The 16036-nt window shown below is 40.0% G+C and carries 8 protein-coding genes and 1 other RNA gene; 7 read left to right on the plus strand and 2 right to left on the minus strand.

What is annotated here, in order from left to right; translation table 11 throughout:
- Positions 1–594 precede the first annotated feature (594 nt).
- A complete protein-coding gene (locus tag ACT5E3_RS06785) occupies positions 595–1218 on the plus strand; it encodes a GGDEF domain-containing protein (RefSeq protein ID WP_444997547.1) in 624 nt (207 codons plus the stop codon).
- Here ACT5E3_RS06785 and ACT5E3_RS06790 read toward each other — a convergent pair whose 3' ends face one another.
- Both ACT5E3_RS06790 and ACT5E3_RS06795 read right to left on the minus strand, forming a co-directional pair.
- Positions 1219–2337: an MbnH family di-heme enzyme gene (locus tag ACT5E3_RS06790; RefSeq protein WP_444997548.1), complete on the minus strand. Its 1119-nt coding sequence runs from the start codon at positions 2335–2337 to the stop codon at positions 1219–1221.
- A complete protein-coding gene (locus ACT5E3_RS06795; RefSeq protein WP_444997549.1) occupies positions 2334–3113 on the minus strand; it encodes an MbnP family copper-binding protein in 780 nt (259 codons plus the stop codon). The genes ACT5E3_RS06790 and ACT5E3_RS06795 overlap by 4 nt, the downstream gene beginning before the upstream one ends.
- Positions 3114–3346: 233 nt before the next feature.
- On the opposite strand from ACT5E3_RS06795, the gene ACT5E3_RS06800 reads away from it, so the two are divergent.
- From ACT5E3_RS06800 to ACT5E3_RS06825, 6 genes are all read left to right on the plus strand, one after another.
- The gene (locus ACT5E3_RS06800; protein ID WP_444997550.1) at positions 3347–6088 is read left to right on the plus strand and encodes a choice-of-anchor B family protein; all 2742 of its coding nucleotides are present in this window, start codon (positions 3347–3349) and stop codon (positions 6086–6088) included.
- Between the two features lie 39 nt (positions 6089–6127).
- An RNA gene (gene rnpB, locus ACT5E3_RS06805) (RNase P RNA component class A) lies at positions 6128–6487 on the plus strand.
- 670 nt (positions 6488–7157) lie between these two features.
- Entirely contained in the window at positions 7158–14762 is a 7605-nt protein-coding gene (locus ACT5E3_RS06810; protein ID WP_444997551.1) for an FG-GAP-like repeat-containing protein, read from the plus strand.
- A complete protein-coding gene (locus ACT5E3_RS06815; RefSeq protein ID WP_444997552.1) occupies positions 14762–15028 on the plus strand; it encodes a hypothetical protein in 267 nt (88 codons plus the stop codon). Before ACT5E3_RS06810 ends, ACT5E3_RS06815 begins: the two co-directional genes overlap by 1 nt.
- A 183-nt stretch (positions 15029–15211) precedes the next feature.
- On the plus strand, positions 15212–15502 hold the full coding sequence (locus ACT5E3_RS06820; protein WP_444997553.1) for a hypothetical protein: 291 nt from the start codon (positions 15212–15214) through the stop codon (positions 15500–15502).
- Positions 15503–15679: 177 nt separating this feature from the next.
- Entirely contained in the window at positions 15680–15976 is a 297-nt protein-coding gene (locus ACT5E3_RS06825; protein WP_444997554.1) for a hypothetical protein, read from the plus strand.
- Positions 15977–16036 lie beyond the last annotated feature (60 nt).

Raw genomic sequence — 16036 nt, forward strand, 5'->3', positions numbered from 1 at the left:
ATGGTTACTCAATAAGCTACCGTTGAAATATTTTTCTTTTTTCTCATCAGACCAGATGGGGTGTTGATGTTTTATATAGATTAACTTTCATCCTCTACGAGGGGTAGGATAAAACAAAAAATATAAAGTCATGTTTTTTGTTCGCATGAAGGTTCAAATAAATTATTATTTTTTATTTTTAAGATAATATTCAAAGCCACTAAAAATCTCAATGCATAACAATAATGATAATTAAGTTCAACAAAGTTAAAGACGTGGTTGATTACTTATATTAATTAGTGTTTAATCCCACCTTTAAGGCTTGCTACTATTTTTTATATTAACTGGTCCGAGTAGAAGGTTTATTTATATTTGAAAAAAACGTAATGTTATGGTTGTGTTTAAGCTTTTATTTTATGTATGTTAAGGTTTGAATATAGTTTGTTTTTTGTTTTAGTGAACAGTTGGTTGTATCTAAAAATAAAAAATATAATATTTTATAAGGCAAAAGCTAACTTCCATTTTTCAAACAAAGCCAGACTAGAACTATTCGTTGTTGTTTTTAATTAGTATCAGTGTATTTGTTTTTATTTTTTACCAATGGATATAAAAAATATGACTTTGTTTTTTAATCAATATGAAGCCTTTGAAATTGGAGAGCTAGTCATACTGTTCATCTTGTTGTCGGCTTCTGCTTTATATTTTGCTGTTGGTCGAACTAAAGAATCTTTCAAACTAACAGGTGAGCTTGAATTAGTTACATCAAATGATGCATTAACTAACTTATATAATCGGCATTATATATTACAACAGTTATCTACTGAAATTTATCGGTCAATTCAAAACTCTTCGACCTTTTCGGTTATTTTAATAGAACTTGATAATTTTAAGGATATTAATACTGCACATGGCGCCGAATTTTGTGATCGTGTTTTAGTTAGAGTTAGCGAGTCCTTAACTCGAAACATTAGAACAATGGATTATGTTGCCCGATGGGGGAATAGCGAATTTCTTATTGTATGTCCAGAAACAGAAACACAAAGTGCTATAGGTATTACATCAAAGCTTCTTCATTCTACTCGTCAAATAAAAATTAATGGTGTTGATGGTTTGACAGCTAGCTTTGGAGTAACGAGTTTTCAAATTGAGGACACCATTGAATCACTATTAAAACGAGTAAATTCTGGGTTACATGAAGCTAAAGAAGAAGGACAAAATCGCTTTATCACAGTGGTTTAATTATGGTAAAGGAAGAGCGTGCTTTTTATTTGAAATAAATTTTTTATCTGTTAATGAATTCAAAAAAATTATCAGATCTGCCTTTTCTTCTTTAGTAATTGTGAAGCCTTTCATAAAAGTGCTTTTTTTGATATTTAGACGACCATCTCCTTTGTGTACTCCATCAATAATATTTCTTCCACCTGCGGCATAAAAGTCAACAACTTCGGATAAAGTCGCAATACTTCCATCATGCATATAAGGTGAAGTTAAAGCTATGTTTCTTAATGTTGGCGCTCTAAAACGGCCATTATCATTTGGGTTTAATGTGATTTCTGACAACCCTGTATCTGATTTTGGATAAAGGTTATTACCATTAATATTGTATAGACCGGTATTATGAAAAGGTCTTCTATCTAAGAGTTGCTTTTCATGAGAAGTTGATTGGGTAAAATTGAATCCGCCATGACAGTGATGGCACTCTAGTTTTTCAGAAAAAAATAACGTCATACCTCTTAGAGCTGACTGGCTTATTGCTGTGTCATCATTATCGTAGGCATAGCGATCAAAAGGAGAGTTGAAAGACACTAAACTTCTAACAAAACTGGCTAGAGCATAAGAAATATTTTTAAAACTGACAGCTTGATCTGGAAACGCTTTTGAAAATAGTGGTTGATACTTTTTAGCTTTAAAACGTTCTAACACTTTTTCTTCATGATTTGTTATGCCTAATTCGATAGGGTTATCACCAAACATTGGCAGAAGCAGCTGATGTTCGATTGTTTTTAGACCATCATGAGACCAAGTGAGGGTTTTATTATAAGCAATGTTGACAAGTGCTGGAGAGTTACGTCGATGCACTTCGCCTGTAGAGCCAATCGATGTTTTTCTGTCTTCGGCAAAAGCAAATTTTTGCTGGTGACAACTTGCACAAGACTGTGTGCCGTTGGCAGACAAATTTTTATCATAAAAAATATGGCGTCCTAATTCTACTTTGGCTTCGGTCATTGGGTTTTCAAGCGGTACTTGCGGACGAGGAAAATCCTTGCGTAAAGCCCATTGATAAGCTATAGGCTGTTCAGCACTCTCTTGACAGCTGACTAGTAAAATAAAAGCTAAATATAACCACCGTTGGTTCATTTTTTTACTTCAAATATTTGAGAGGTGGAATTGACACCAATGCGAGGTAATAAAATCCGGCAACTCGGAGTTTCTAAAGATGATTGACAATTATTTTTTTCGACTAAATCAATCTGCTTGATTAGCTTAGCAATGTCTATGGCGATATGATGTTGGGATGTATAGTCAGGTAAAATTACCTCAACCAAGTTAGGGTTTTTACACATTGATTTTGGCGCTCTGACCGGACTTGGAGAACTACAGCCTGTAGAGCCTAAATGAAATATCCAGTCACTTGAATTTGAAGTGAGTTCTATTCGCAAAAATTTATGACCCAGTTGCCAAGTCCAAAACATATCTGATTGATTAAGTGGGCTAGGTTGGGTCAGTGGGTTCAAATGGTTAAGACTGTGAGGGACTCCCACAGTAAATTTTATACCCCTTATCTGTTCATGTTTTAGAGAGCTGTGACTTGATATTTGCCAGTTAAACGAGTCATTACAAACACCACCAATTAATAATATTTCTTTACTGGCATTATCTGCAACTAAAGGAAAAACTTTGTGCCATTGGTTTTGTGCGTCTTTATATTGAATATTATGTAGGTAGAATTGTATTTGAGAGGTTTGCCAGTCTTGTTGATTATGTTTAAAGGTGTTTTTACAGTCGAGTACTTGGGTGTTAAAATATGGCGTAAACTTAATTTGAGTGATTGGTTTTTGAGTATCACAAGATGATATGAGAAATAGACTCACAACGATAAAAATTTTATAAATTAGTGGATTACAAGTGATCATTAGGTGATTTCAAATCTGTTTTTGAATTGAGTTGTATTGAACAAAATCGCTGAGGTTATTTTGCTAGATTCTTTAATATTTGACTAGTCTAGTGTAAATATTCAACTTTCTAGATTGAAAATCTCATGTTTTAATATCTACCTTTGTCTATTCTTTAGATAGTATCTAGTTAAGAGTTAGCTTTCTATAGTCTCTGACATTATTCAGTTATTTAAATAAATAGGGTATACCTTATGTTTGAAAATACTATACGAGTTATAGCATTATTGCTAGTGCTATTCTCTTTAAAGGTTATTGCTCATTCTGAGCATGATAAAGCTCGATTTGTTTCTGATAAAGGGGTTGATCAAGGCTATTGTGACAACGCTTTAAGGCCATGTAAAACCATAGCATATGCGGTTCAGCAAGCGAATAAAGGCGATAAAGTATTAGTCGCTAGTGGCCAATATCATATGAATAGTGCTGAAGAATTGTTTGATCTTAAAAGCGAGTTGGTTCCTATTTTGGCCGGTTTCAATCGTTTTGATCATTTTCAGACACAAAGCCCCGATGTAAACCCGACTTTTCTAACTGGTGTGCCTAGTAGTATGGCTGCCTCCCTTAGAAATAAGGGGTTTAGGGTGATTGATGATGGAAAAAGTCAGCGTTCTAACAAAGGACTGCAAAGTAAAATGCGTGAGCTGAAGGTGCTGAATGAAGCACAATCAGGGATTGATTGTGTTAGTGGTATGGCAGGGAGTTTTCCTTGCCAGAATATCGATTTGGTTGCCCATATACCTTTATCTGGTTTTAGTTCGGGAGCAACGGCAGGCAATGATGTTTGGGGACATATTGATCTGAATACAGGAACCGAGTATGCCATTATGGGCGTACAAAATGGTATTACTGTGTTTAGTTTGAGCGATCCTGAAAGTCCAGTTGAAGTGGGTCATGTATTAGGAAATAAATCAGGTTGGCGTGATATTAAGGTGTACCAGTATTTTGATCAAACACTAAATGCTTGGCAGGCTTATGCTTATGCAACGGTAGAAAATGCAGATGGTGTTTCTATCATTAATTTAAACAACTTACCAAATAGCGTTTCGCTAGTTGAAGCTAACAAAAGTGTCTCCAATTCACATAACGTATACATTAGTAATGTCGATCATAGTTTGAATATTAAACAGGATGATGTCGAGCCAGTATTACAAATCGTTGGTGCTAATAAGGCTGGAGGAGCGTTTAACAGTTTTTCACTTGCTAATCCACAAACCATTCAAATCAGTAATAATCAATCGGGGTTTGGTGGTTACACCCATGACGGAACTTCTGTTTTAATCAATGACTCAAGAAAAGATAATGATTGCTTTAATGCCACCACTCATTGCTCTGTATTTGTTGATTTTAATGTGAATGAAATGGTTTTTTGGGATATTTCAAATCCTGCAGATACTAAAAAGCTTTCGCAAATAGGCTATGACGATGTTCCCTTAACGCAACAGTATATTCATTCTGGTTGGGTTACTGAAGATAAACGTTATGTTTTATTACATGATGAATTTGATGAAAGTAAAGGCGGGCTGAATACGACTATTCGAATTTTTCAAATAGACTCTTTGCGTAACCCCGTTAAAGTTGGTCAATGGACTGGGCCTACAAAGACAATTGATCACAATGGTTTTGTCCGTGGTAACCGTTATTACATGTCTAATTATGAGCGAGGCTTAACCATATTAGATATCACCGATGCTGCTAACCCTGTTGAAGTAGGTTTTTTTGATACTTTTCCAACAAGAAATAGTAATAAGTTCAACGGCGCTTGGGGAGTTTACCCATTTTTACCATCAGGTTTAATTTTAGTCAGTGACATCAATAGTGGTTTGTATATTCTTAGAGATAAGACTCAATCGTCAACTCAAGGAAGTGTTCAGTTTGATTCGGCTGAAATTAATGTGTCGCAAGGTGCTGATGCTCAAGTAAGTGTATCTAGAGTTGGTTCTAATAATGTTAGTACTAGTGTGAGTGTTAAATATGAAGTTATATCTGGTAGTGCGCAGAAGGGGGAAGATTTTACAGCCGTTAGTGGAGAACTTAATTGGGTTGGTAATGAGTCTGGTGTAAAAACTTTTAATTTGCCTATTGCTGCAGCACCGTCTAGCTCAGAGTTAAAAGAAAAATTCTATGTCAGGCTTTACGATCCTACTTCGGGTTTAACGCTAACTAGTCCAAGTTACCTAACTGTCAATATTGATGGTGCTCTCAATGGCGGTTCAGCTGAGTTTGCTGAGTCAGAAATAGCTGTTGATGAAAATGGTGGTGATATTACTATCACGGTTAATCGTGTGGGTGGTAGTGAAGGTGAAGCAAACGTCAGTTATCAATTTGTTGCTGGGACTGCTATTGCAGATCAGGACTATGTCGATAGTTCTGGTACATTAACCTGGACTGATGGTGATAACACCAGCAAATCTTTCGTTGTTAATTTAATCGATGATGTCGATGCTGAATCAAAAGAGTCATTTACTATTGAGCTAACAGTCATTAACGGTATTAAACTTGGTACAAAGTCTGTTGCTACATTAACTGTTTCTGATGATGAAACTAATACAGCACCATCGGTAATAGTTACAGAAGATTTTGAAGCCAATACTGGCCAGATGATTACTTTGAGCGCAACGGTAACAGATGCCGAAAACGATAGCTTAACTTATCTGTGGCAACAAACTGGTGGTGCAAGTGTTACACTAAATAGTTCTGATCAACCCAGTGCTTCTTTTGTTGCCCCTTCTAGCGCAGGAGCCCTTGAATTTTCTTTAACTGTTACTGATACCATCGGTGCTTCGTCAACTGGCTCTGTTACTGTGAATATTGTTGCTCCTCCTGTGGCTGACACACCTAATAGCAGCAGTGGAGGAGGTGCAGGTTGGTGGGTTGTATTGTTAACTGCTTTATTAAGTATTAAATCATTTAGTAGAAAATATTTTTTAGTGAGTTAAATTGATCGTAACCTGCTACTGTTCTTGTTAGAATAGCTGCGGGTTGACTGGGCAATCGCTGTTTACTTTTGTAAATGGAGGAAAGTCCGGACTTCGCAGAGCAGAGTGCCAGGTAACGCCTGGGGGGCGAAAGCCTACGGAAAGTGCCGCAGAAAATATACCGCCTGATTTGTCAGGTAAGGGTGAAAAGGTGTCGGTAAGAGCGCACCGCGCTGATGGCAACATTAGTGGCAGGGTAAACCCCACTCGAAGCAAGGCCAAATAGGGTTCCTGAAGATTGTATTATCTCAAGGCGTGGCTCGCGCTGGAACCGGGTAGGCTGCATGAGCGTAATGGTGACATTGCGCCAAGATGAATGATTGTCTATAACAGAATCCGGCTTATAGGTTGACCTAATTGATTAAGCTTACCTGGTTGATGCCAGGTAAGCTGGTTATTCGTTTATTATCAATACACTTCAATATTACTGACTAATTGGCTCAATATGTATCATGATTAAATTCCATGCTTTATTGAGCGCAGCTTGTCAGTGCTAGTCTCTTACTTTTTTCTTTGCGTTAGTGCTCCTTTTTCGAAGCTGTTTTAAACTCTTATTTTGTTTGTATAGTACTTTATTGCAGAATAAGGGAAAGACTATATTCCTTTAATAACAAAAAAATTTGTTTTCTCAAAAAGTGACTGAAGTTATCCTGCGCTACTGTAAAAATAAGGGTTAATATTTCAAAGTCCAAGCTATTGAATCGTCATTAAGGATGATTAGAAGTTTTAGGGATTATCAATCAGTTTATTTCTAATATTGTCTAGATTTTAATCAATTATTGTTAAAATGTCCGAATATTACAAATGATTGTCTGAATATTTATATACCGAAAAAGCGTTTAGCCTCATGATTTGAGACAGTTGGTTGTTAAATTATTTCAGTCGCTAGATTTGAATGAGCGGGTACATAGTTCATTAAAAGTTGCTTATTGCTGAGTGAATAAAGTGTTAAATAAAGTGCTACTGAATGCGCTAATAAGATGTAAATAGGAATAAAGTATGAGTAAATTGGTTAGTCGATTCTTGTTTGTTGGGATCAGTTATCTATTATTTGTGGGGGCTGTGCACGGTTTTTCTTCTACGGGGGGGGGGAGGACAGACTGGCGGTGGTGGTGATTCAGGTGGAGGTGCTTGTGCTCCCTGGCTTCCTAATTGCGAACCCGAATCTTCGCCACCAAGTGTTCCGTCAAATGTTAGAGTTCCTGCCAGTAGTTCACAGAACTTCTTATTGGAGTGGGATGCTTCTACTGGTTTTAATCAGGTTAATGGTCAAAACTCAGGAAATTATCAAATTGAACAATCGAAAAATGATGGTTCATATATAGCTATTGGGACGGTTGCTGCGAGTCAGGCTAGTAGCCATTCTTATTCACTATCAGTAAATGATGGCCGTTATCGATACCGTATTCGAGCCTGTAAAAAAGACAATTCTAATAGTGATTACTGTAGTAATTGGGGGAGTAGTGGTGAGGTAACTGTAACATCTGTTCCTCCGAGTGTGCCTGCTAATATTTTAATACAAGAAATAGGTCCGCAAAACTTTTTGTTATTTTGGGATGCTTCGACAGGTTTTAATCAGGTTAATGGTCAAAACTCAGGCTTTTATCAAATAGAGCGCTCAAAAAACAATGAAGCGTTTACTTTAGTGGCGACAGTAACAGAAAATCAATCCAGTCGTTATTCTTATAGTATATCTGAGGCTGATGGCCGTTTTCGTGTTAGAGCATGTCAAGATTCTGGTAGTAATCTATGTAGTGATTGGGGAACGATTGATGGTTTGACGGTTACTCCTTACATTCCTGATGCTCCGAACTTGAGTGGTCATACTGTTAGTAATGAGGGACGAGTTCACTTGACGTGGCAACAGGATGATAAAGTCCAATATTATGTATTGGAGCGGCAAGTTGTTCCCGGTCCCTGGGAGGTGTTAGAAGCTACTTTATATGACAACTTTTACACCGTTATTGAGAGAGAGGTTACCCAAGCTGATTACGCTTATCGTTTGAAAGCCTGTGGTGATGCTCTTTGTGAGGGGTATAGCTATAGTTCAGCTTATCAAGCCAGTATCAATATTGATTGGAATCTTGTAATTAAGGATGCCGATTTGATTTCAGTCATCGCCCCCACCAACGAAAACGTTGGTCATTTAAACCCTTCGGTGAGTGTGAATGGCGGGGCGGTGAATGCGTCACTGCCGATTGTTTTACCACCAGGTCGAGCAGGTATGCAGCCGAGTGTGAGTATCAGTTATTCCAGTGATGGCGGTAATGGTTTGTTAGGTAAAGGTTGGTCTTTAAGTGCCGGTTCATCCATTAGGCGTTGTGCCCACTTGTATGATATCGACCAAAGCAGTCGCAGTGTGATGGATGATGATGAAGATAAGCTGTGTTTAGATGGCACGCGCTTAATGGCTGAAGCGAATCAGACTTATGGGATGAGTGGAACGGTTTATCATCCTGAGAATCAACCGCAGGTGACAGTCACGCAAAGTGGTAGTTTATCGGGTGTGAGCAGTTTTACTGTTGAATACGCTAATGGTCATCAATCGTTTTATGGGACCAATGCCAATAGCCGGGTAGTGCGAACGGCTAACGGCACTACTATTACCTGGAAGCTTGCCCAGAAACAAGACCATTTAGGTCTGCATGCGATTGATTATGAATATGCTGACGGTTCTAGTAGTGAATCGGTCGGACATTCTTTATTAACATCGATTTACTATACGGGCAGTCCTACGACTCCTGGTAATCGCCAAGTCAGTTTTGAGTACGAAGCTCGTCCTGATGTACGTATGACTTTTCGTAATGGGGGTTCACGATTAATGAACCAGCGTTTAAGTCATATTAAAACCTATGTGGGGAGCGCATTAGTGCGTGATTACCGTTTGGTTTACCGAGAAGAGGGTAGCCAGGTAGTGGCTCGTGCACAAGATTGTGATTTACCATGTGACCCACCGTCGGAAGATCCAACACCGACACCAGAGCCATTGAAAGAGCGCTACTCGATTTTAGAGAGCATTCAGTTATGCGTTGAAGGTGGAGATTGTTTAGCGCCAACGACTTTTGAGTTTGAACCTTGGATTGAAGGGTTGGATGACCGAGTTCAACTAATCAGCTTTAATCAGGCTAATTTTATAGACAATGCCTCTGTGGCAGGTGACTTTGATGGCGATGGTCAGGATGACATTTTATTAGGCAGTGTTGATGGCGCTTACCGTGCGAAGTTATCTGGTGATACTTCGGGCGGCTATGTTGCGATTGGTATTAGTCCAGGTCAAAAAGCAATAAGCGGAGCTCAGGGCAGTCGTTTGGTGATTAACGCGGTGGCTGACTTTGACTTAGATGGTGATGTTGAGGTGTTGGGGTATGCCGGGAATAACTCACCCAAGATTGCGCGCTGGAATGAAGCGACAGGTGCTTTTGAGCAAGTGTCGATTACTGATACGCTAAATAATACGGTGCAAGCGGGGTGTCATGGTAGTGCTTATCGAAGTGATGAGAATTTGCATCCTTACTTCCTGGATTGCTCGATTTATGTTACGGATTTAAATGGAGACAGTAAGCCGGACTTATTAATTCCTGCTGAGCGTACCTGGACTGGTAATACACCACAAAACACTTTGTATGATGTTTATATCAATCGCTCGACTGGTGAAGATAGTGCGGGTAATAAAGTGAATGGTGATATTCGGTTTGAAAAGCAGGATACTAGCACGCGCATTAGCTTTACTTCTGAGTCACCTGTTGGTGTTATCGATTACGATGGTGACGGAACGAGTGATTTCTTTTTTCGTGGGCATGTTCTGAATATGTCAGAAAATCAGTTATACCTCTCGACTCTCAGTAATGGTGAATGGACCGGCGTGACTTCCGTCAATCTGCCTGGGGTAGCACTTCCTCATCGAACCTTCACCCCAATGGATATTAATAGCGATGGTTTAACCGATTTAATCAGCTCTGATTCAGCGATGACGGTGTGGTTAAATCAGGGGGGTAGTCTGGCGGGCTTTGGCGGCGGTCTACCTTCCGGTATGGTTGAGTTGCAAGATGGCAGTGATGTGCCGCGAATGAATTATGCCAAGTATATGGATTACAACCAGGATGGTTTAACGGATATTTTACTGCCCGGTCAAATTGTCGAAAACGGGGTGTGTGATGAAAACACTGGTGATGGCAATATTCGTTGTCCTGCTGCGGATATTAAACCCCTGATTAATGAGCAGGCGATTTACTCATGGCGAATTTATCTCGCACAAATCAGTGATGCCGGCGGACTCACCTTTAAAGATATGGGTGGTCTGGGTGTTTATGCGCCGCTGGGTGAACTCAATGTGGGGGATTTTGATGGCGATGGTTATCCGGATATTGCGGCTCGTTTAGGGCGAGAGATAGTCAGTACAGCTGGAACCGGGGATTATCATATTTATACCCCAAGTAGCAGCCCTTATTATGCGACCCCGGGTTTGTATGTGCACTATAACCCGAATTCACAGAGTGACAGGCTAACCGGAATTGAAACCGGATTGGGGGTTCGGCATGAGTTTGGTTATCAGCCACTGAGTGATTTTACTGATAACTACTATCATCGAGGCACTCAGGAAGTTGGATTTCCATATGTCAATTTTGCAACGAATCATATTTCGGTAAAAGAGTATCGAACAAGTAATGGTTTGGGCGGGATGAGTAAAACGCAGTTCCAATATCGTGAGGCGACCTACCATAAACAAGGCCGAGGATTCCAAGGGTTTTATCGTATTCTTGAGCAGAAGTTTGAATTGGCTAGTGATGATACTCAGCCATATTATTCGAAGTTAAAAACCGATTACTATCAAGTTTTTCCTCATTCCGGTATGCCGCTCAGGCGCACGGTAAGATTTTATAATGATACGGGGGTTATGAAAACTAGCGATATAAAATACAGCACACCAATACATCTTGCTGGTGCTTATGCGGGGACTTATGTTGCTTATATTAAAAATTCAAATGGGGTTAACTATGAACTAGACGGTACAGTCATCAGCACCCAAACCACCGACCAGACTTTAAATGCCTATGGCCAACTGGTGGAGAAAACGAGTACGGTGTTTGATGGCAGTGATAAGGCTTTGGCAGATGTGTCGAAGGTGGTGAAGCAGACATTTAATTACAATACCAGTCAATGGTATCAGCTGGATAGCCAAACCACCCAATCGACGGTGGCTTATCAAAATGATTTAGGCTTTCCGATTGGTGCACTCAAAGATGTCACAGTGACTCAAACCTATGGGTATGATGTTAATAACACGGATGAACGCCGCCCGACATCGGTCATCACTACCACCAATGATAGCCCCGGTTATTATTTACAGGTAAACACCGATTATGGGACGGATGGTCAGGTGGAGACCGTCACCACCAGCAGTAATGGCGGCACCAACCATGATATCCAGGGCGTGCGTTCAAAGACCGTTGAATATACTGCTGATGGTTACTTTGTGGCGAAAACCTTTAATAGCCTGTGGGGAGATGGTACGCCGGAAGCCACCCATACTTATGACAGTGCCACCGGACAGGTGCTCACCAGTAGCGATGTGAATGGGGTGAAAACCACCAATACCTATGATGACTTTGCGCGTCTGATTTCCACTCAGGTGGAAGGCTTACCGGCCACACTCAGTGGGATGCAATGGTGTAATGCCAGCTTGTGTAGCGGGATAAATAATGCGGTGTACTTTGTGACCACGCGTCAAGCAGGCGCGCCTGAAAGTCGCGTTTATTTTGATAAGTTAGGCCGTGAAGTGTACAAAGCGGTGGATAGTGTGAACTCACAGGTGATTGTCGCCTGGAGTGAATATGACAACCGAGGCCGAGTGACTAAAGTGGTTGAACCCCATTATCAAGGGGCTGTTGTGGGCACTTATGGCGCCATTAGCTATAGCAACTTCGATGCCCTAAGCCGAGCCCGAACCAAAGAAGTGAAGCGAGACCCCATTGAATATATCGTCACCTACAGCTTTGAGGGTTTAAAACAGAATGTTGAGGTGGATGTGTCAGTGGGAGCGGATATTACGATGGCCACCCAAAACAGTATTCTGGGCGCTCCGTTATATCATCAAGATGCCCAGGGACAACTCACCCAATTCCGTTATGATGCATTAAATAACCCGGTTGTGGTTAACGATGTCGCGGGTAATTCCATCACCGCAATTTACAATGGTTTTGGGCATAAAACCCAAATGAACGACCCGAATATGGGAACCTGGTCATTTGCTTACAATGCGCTCGGTGAGCTACGTCTGCAAACCGATGCCAAGAGTCAAACCACCAGCTTTGATTATGATGCATTAGGTCGAATCATCAAGTCGTCACCGCAAGGGGAAACGGCCAGTGAGTTTTTCTTTGACCCAACTAATCATTTGGGGATGTTACAAAAAGAAATCAAAGGCACAGCCTTTGAGCGACACTACACCTATGATGGTTATCAACGTCCGACGCATGTGAAGACACTGATTGATGGGGGCAATAAAAACTTTATCCATCAAACCCTATACGATGGAAATTATGGCCGGGTGAAAGGAGAAGTCTCTCCCGATGGTTTAATCCTGCAACATACCTACAATAGTCTTGGTATGGCACTGCAAACCAAAGATGTGGGTACTAATAAAATCATTCGTTTAGTCAGTGACTTTGATGCCAGAGGCAATATCATTGAGCAACAGTTTGGTGAAATCATCAATGAGTTTAATGAGTACACCGTGGCAGGTTTACTCAAAGAGCGCTGTGCCACCACCAATGCGAGCACTTGTTTGGGCAGTGGCGCCCCAGCGGGTATTCAACACCTGTGGTATGAAACCTATGACGGTTATGGCAACTTAACTTACCTGCAAAACCTGGAGATAGGTCAACAAGAAGGCTTTGTGTATGACAATTTGCATCGTTTAACCCAAAGTAATCGCAGCTGGGATAACTACACCCCGGTCACCCAACATGAAACCATTAATTATGGTTATGATGGGGTGGGTAACCTCACTTATAAAAGTGATTTCAGTGTTCAAGCAGCCAATGCTTATCAGTATGGCGATATCAGCAAATCATCAGGCAATGCCGGACCGAATGCGGTGCGCAGTATTACCTTAAAGCCTGTCGACAATAATAGTAGCAGCACCATTCTGAATTACGATTATGATAATAATGGTAACCTAATTGATGATGGCATTAGAACTATTAGTTACGGGGTGAATAATAAACCAGTGACCATTAGTACGAATAGTGCCTCACTGGGATTCAGTTATGGCAGTGATGGTCAGCGCTACAAACAGGTAAAGACCAAAAACAGTGTGACCACCACAACCTATTATGCGGGTAACTATGAGTTAGAAGAGAAAAGCGGCAATAGCACCAGCCGAACCAGTGTCGGCGGTTATGCGCTTTACCGAACTGAGAATGGGACTAGTAGCTGGCACTATTTACTCAGAGACCACTTAGGCAGTATGGATACGATTGTGGATGCCAGTGGTACTGTTGAGCAACGGCGTAACTTCGACCCCTTTGGTAAAGCCAGAGATGCAATGGCGGATGATACCAAGCATGGCGATACCCTTAACAGTGCACTCGAACTTGGTGGTCAGTTAGACTCGGATATTACCCCGAGAGGCTTTACTGACCATGAACATCTGGATGATGTGGAGCTCATTCATATGAATGGGCGGGTGTATGATTATCATGTAGGCCGTTTCTTGAGTGTTGACCCGTTTATTTCCATGCCGGGCAGCAGTCAGGCGTATAATCCCTATTCCTATGTGATGAATAATCCGTTAAGCTATACGGATCCGACTGGGTATACTAATAAAAAAGTTGAAGCAGATAATGCTGAAAAGTGCGATAAAGAATGCCGTGAAAGAAGAGCCAGAAGAAAACCGACTAAATGTATAACTAGTTATTGTATTGTTGCAAAAGATCCAGATGGTAATACAATTTATATACCTGTAACTGTTGGTAATGGTGCGGGTAATTCAAGTGAGAATAAGCCTAAGCCTGCTGAGGGTAGCTCCAGTCAGGAGAGAGTGCGCTTCCCAAAAGATATGGAATGTCGTTCCTGTACTTTAACAGATCAATTACTTGAGAGTGAAATGAATGAAGATATTTCAACTCAGGATAGACAAAATACTCAAAATGCAGTTGGGGTTGCCGGGGCAACCAGTCTTGCTGGAGAAGGTGTTGGATATGTTGTCTTTAAGTTTCTAACATGGGGGGGGAGCAAGTTAATTGCTATTAGGATTGCATCAAAAGGTTCTGACGATGTCGCAAAGACGGTGCTAAGTAAAGGTGAACGTTTGAAGATATTTAGTAAAAATCTTGCTGATGCTCCTGCAGCTACAAATGCTGATGATGCTTTAAGACTAATAAATAAAATAATGGATGAAGTTGAAGATGCATATAGCGGTGTTGCTGCCAAGGTTAATCCCGGTTTAAAATACGAAGGAAGAATGTATGGTCCAAGAAAAGATTTTGTAACTGAACTACCTAATGGTGGGCTTGAAGCGATAACTGCAGGAAATATTATAAGAATCTCACCAAATGGAGGGATTCAATTTTTCATAAAAAATAAAGATAAATCGGCTGGTAAAATGATATTTAATAAGGCTGGGGGCGGCTAATGATTAATAATTCTGAATTAAAAAAGAAGCTAACTTCTAGATTTCCTGATTGGAATTTGTCTTTCCAAGAATCTGGTGTTGCAATTTGGATTGATTTCAATGACGGAAACCTTTTTTTTGATATTCAAGTAACTCCTTCTGATGGAATAGGGGTTTCTGTTGTGAATAATGACTATGATATAGATATGTCGGGGCACGATGAGGTTTTTGAGAATATTGACGAGGTGGTTAATTATTTAGAAGAGAGGGTGAAAAATATAAAATGAATATATGTTGTAGCGCGGGTTAATAGCCCGGCAAAATAGGTTGAGTCAACAGCACTAAGCGGAGAGCCATAACTTTTAAGCCTTGTTCGATTGAGCAAGGTTTTTGAGGTTTTATAATGAGTGTTAATAAAAATTTTTGTCCTGATTGCGGTAGTAAACTTAGAACCTAGATCCTAATTCAAAGTGCACCAACTAGAATCAATGGGGTCAGAGAGAAATCCTAAAGGGGGTGTCACGGCAAAAGGGTATTGGCCATGGCCCAGAGCTGGTGCAATTGACTTTGCATTAGATACAGACTTGAGTGGAATTGTCTCTTCTGAGGGCGGCTCCGGTGGTTACCTAGAAAGGTTTGAGCACTGGCGAAAAACAGGCAAAGATCCCAAGCCTGAAAAGCCTAATGGACAATTTGCATATAGAACATTCGCTATAAAAGCTGATCAATATAACAATGCAATGAAAGCAATAAACAATTGAAAATCAATGGGGTCAGAGTATTTGATTTTCTGGATCTAGGTTTAAACGGAAGAATCAAATACTCTGACCCTATTGATTAAAAGGGCTCTTAAGAGCAAATTGGGAAAAACAATTTCAATCGATTTATGGTGATATTAGTACATTTAAAATTAAGACTACAAATTTTTGAGGTGTTGTATGGAAATTTTAACCCTGTTGGATGCGATTAAAAAGCGACCAAGTATGTATCTTGGTGCAGCATCAGTTGTTAGATTAAAAAGCTTTTTAGATGGATATTATTTTTCTTTAGAAAATTCAGAAAAAGAAGATGAGTTTTGGGAAAATTTTCAGAAGTGGATTTCCAGAAAATTTAATATAAATACATCCCAAAATTGGATGCAAATTATATTATTTTTTTCTAATGATGAATTAGAAGGATTTAAACTGTTTTTTAAGTTGCTCGATGAATTCAAGCTTCATGAAGTTTGGCGCTGAGTGGGGATACCCGTGACTTTACAATGGTTGGAGTTCCCCGCTTACGGTTTCGCCTTTGTG

The organism is Aliikangiella litoralis (assembly GCF_052495765.1).

Bases quoted from the DNA above. Each gene is read 5' to 3' on its own strand.
- ACT5E3_RS06785 (WP_444997547.1), top strand. From the start codon at position 595: ATGACTTTGTTTTTTAATCAATATGAAGCCTTTGAAATTGGAGAGCTA.
- ACT5E3_RS06790 (WP_444997548.1), bottom strand. From the start codon at position 2,337: ATGAACCAACGGTGGTTATATTTAGCTTTTATTTTACTAGTCAGCTGT.
- ACT5E3_RS06795 (WP_444997549.1), bottom strand. From the start codon at position 3,113: ATGATCACTTGTAATCCACTAATTTATAAAATTTTTATCGTTGTGAGT.
- ACT5E3_RS06800 (WP_444997550.1), top strand. From the start codon at position 3,347: ATGTTTGAAAATACTATACGAGTTATAGCATTATTGCTAGTGCTATTC.
- ACT5E3_RS06815 (WP_444997552.1), top strand. From the start codon at position 14,762: ATGATTAATAATTCTGAATTAAAAAAGAAGCTAACTTCTAGATTTCCT.
- ACT5E3_RS06825 (WP_444997554.1), top strand. From the start codon at position 15,680: ATGGAAATTTTAACCCTGTTGGATGCGATTAAAAAGCGACCAAGTATG.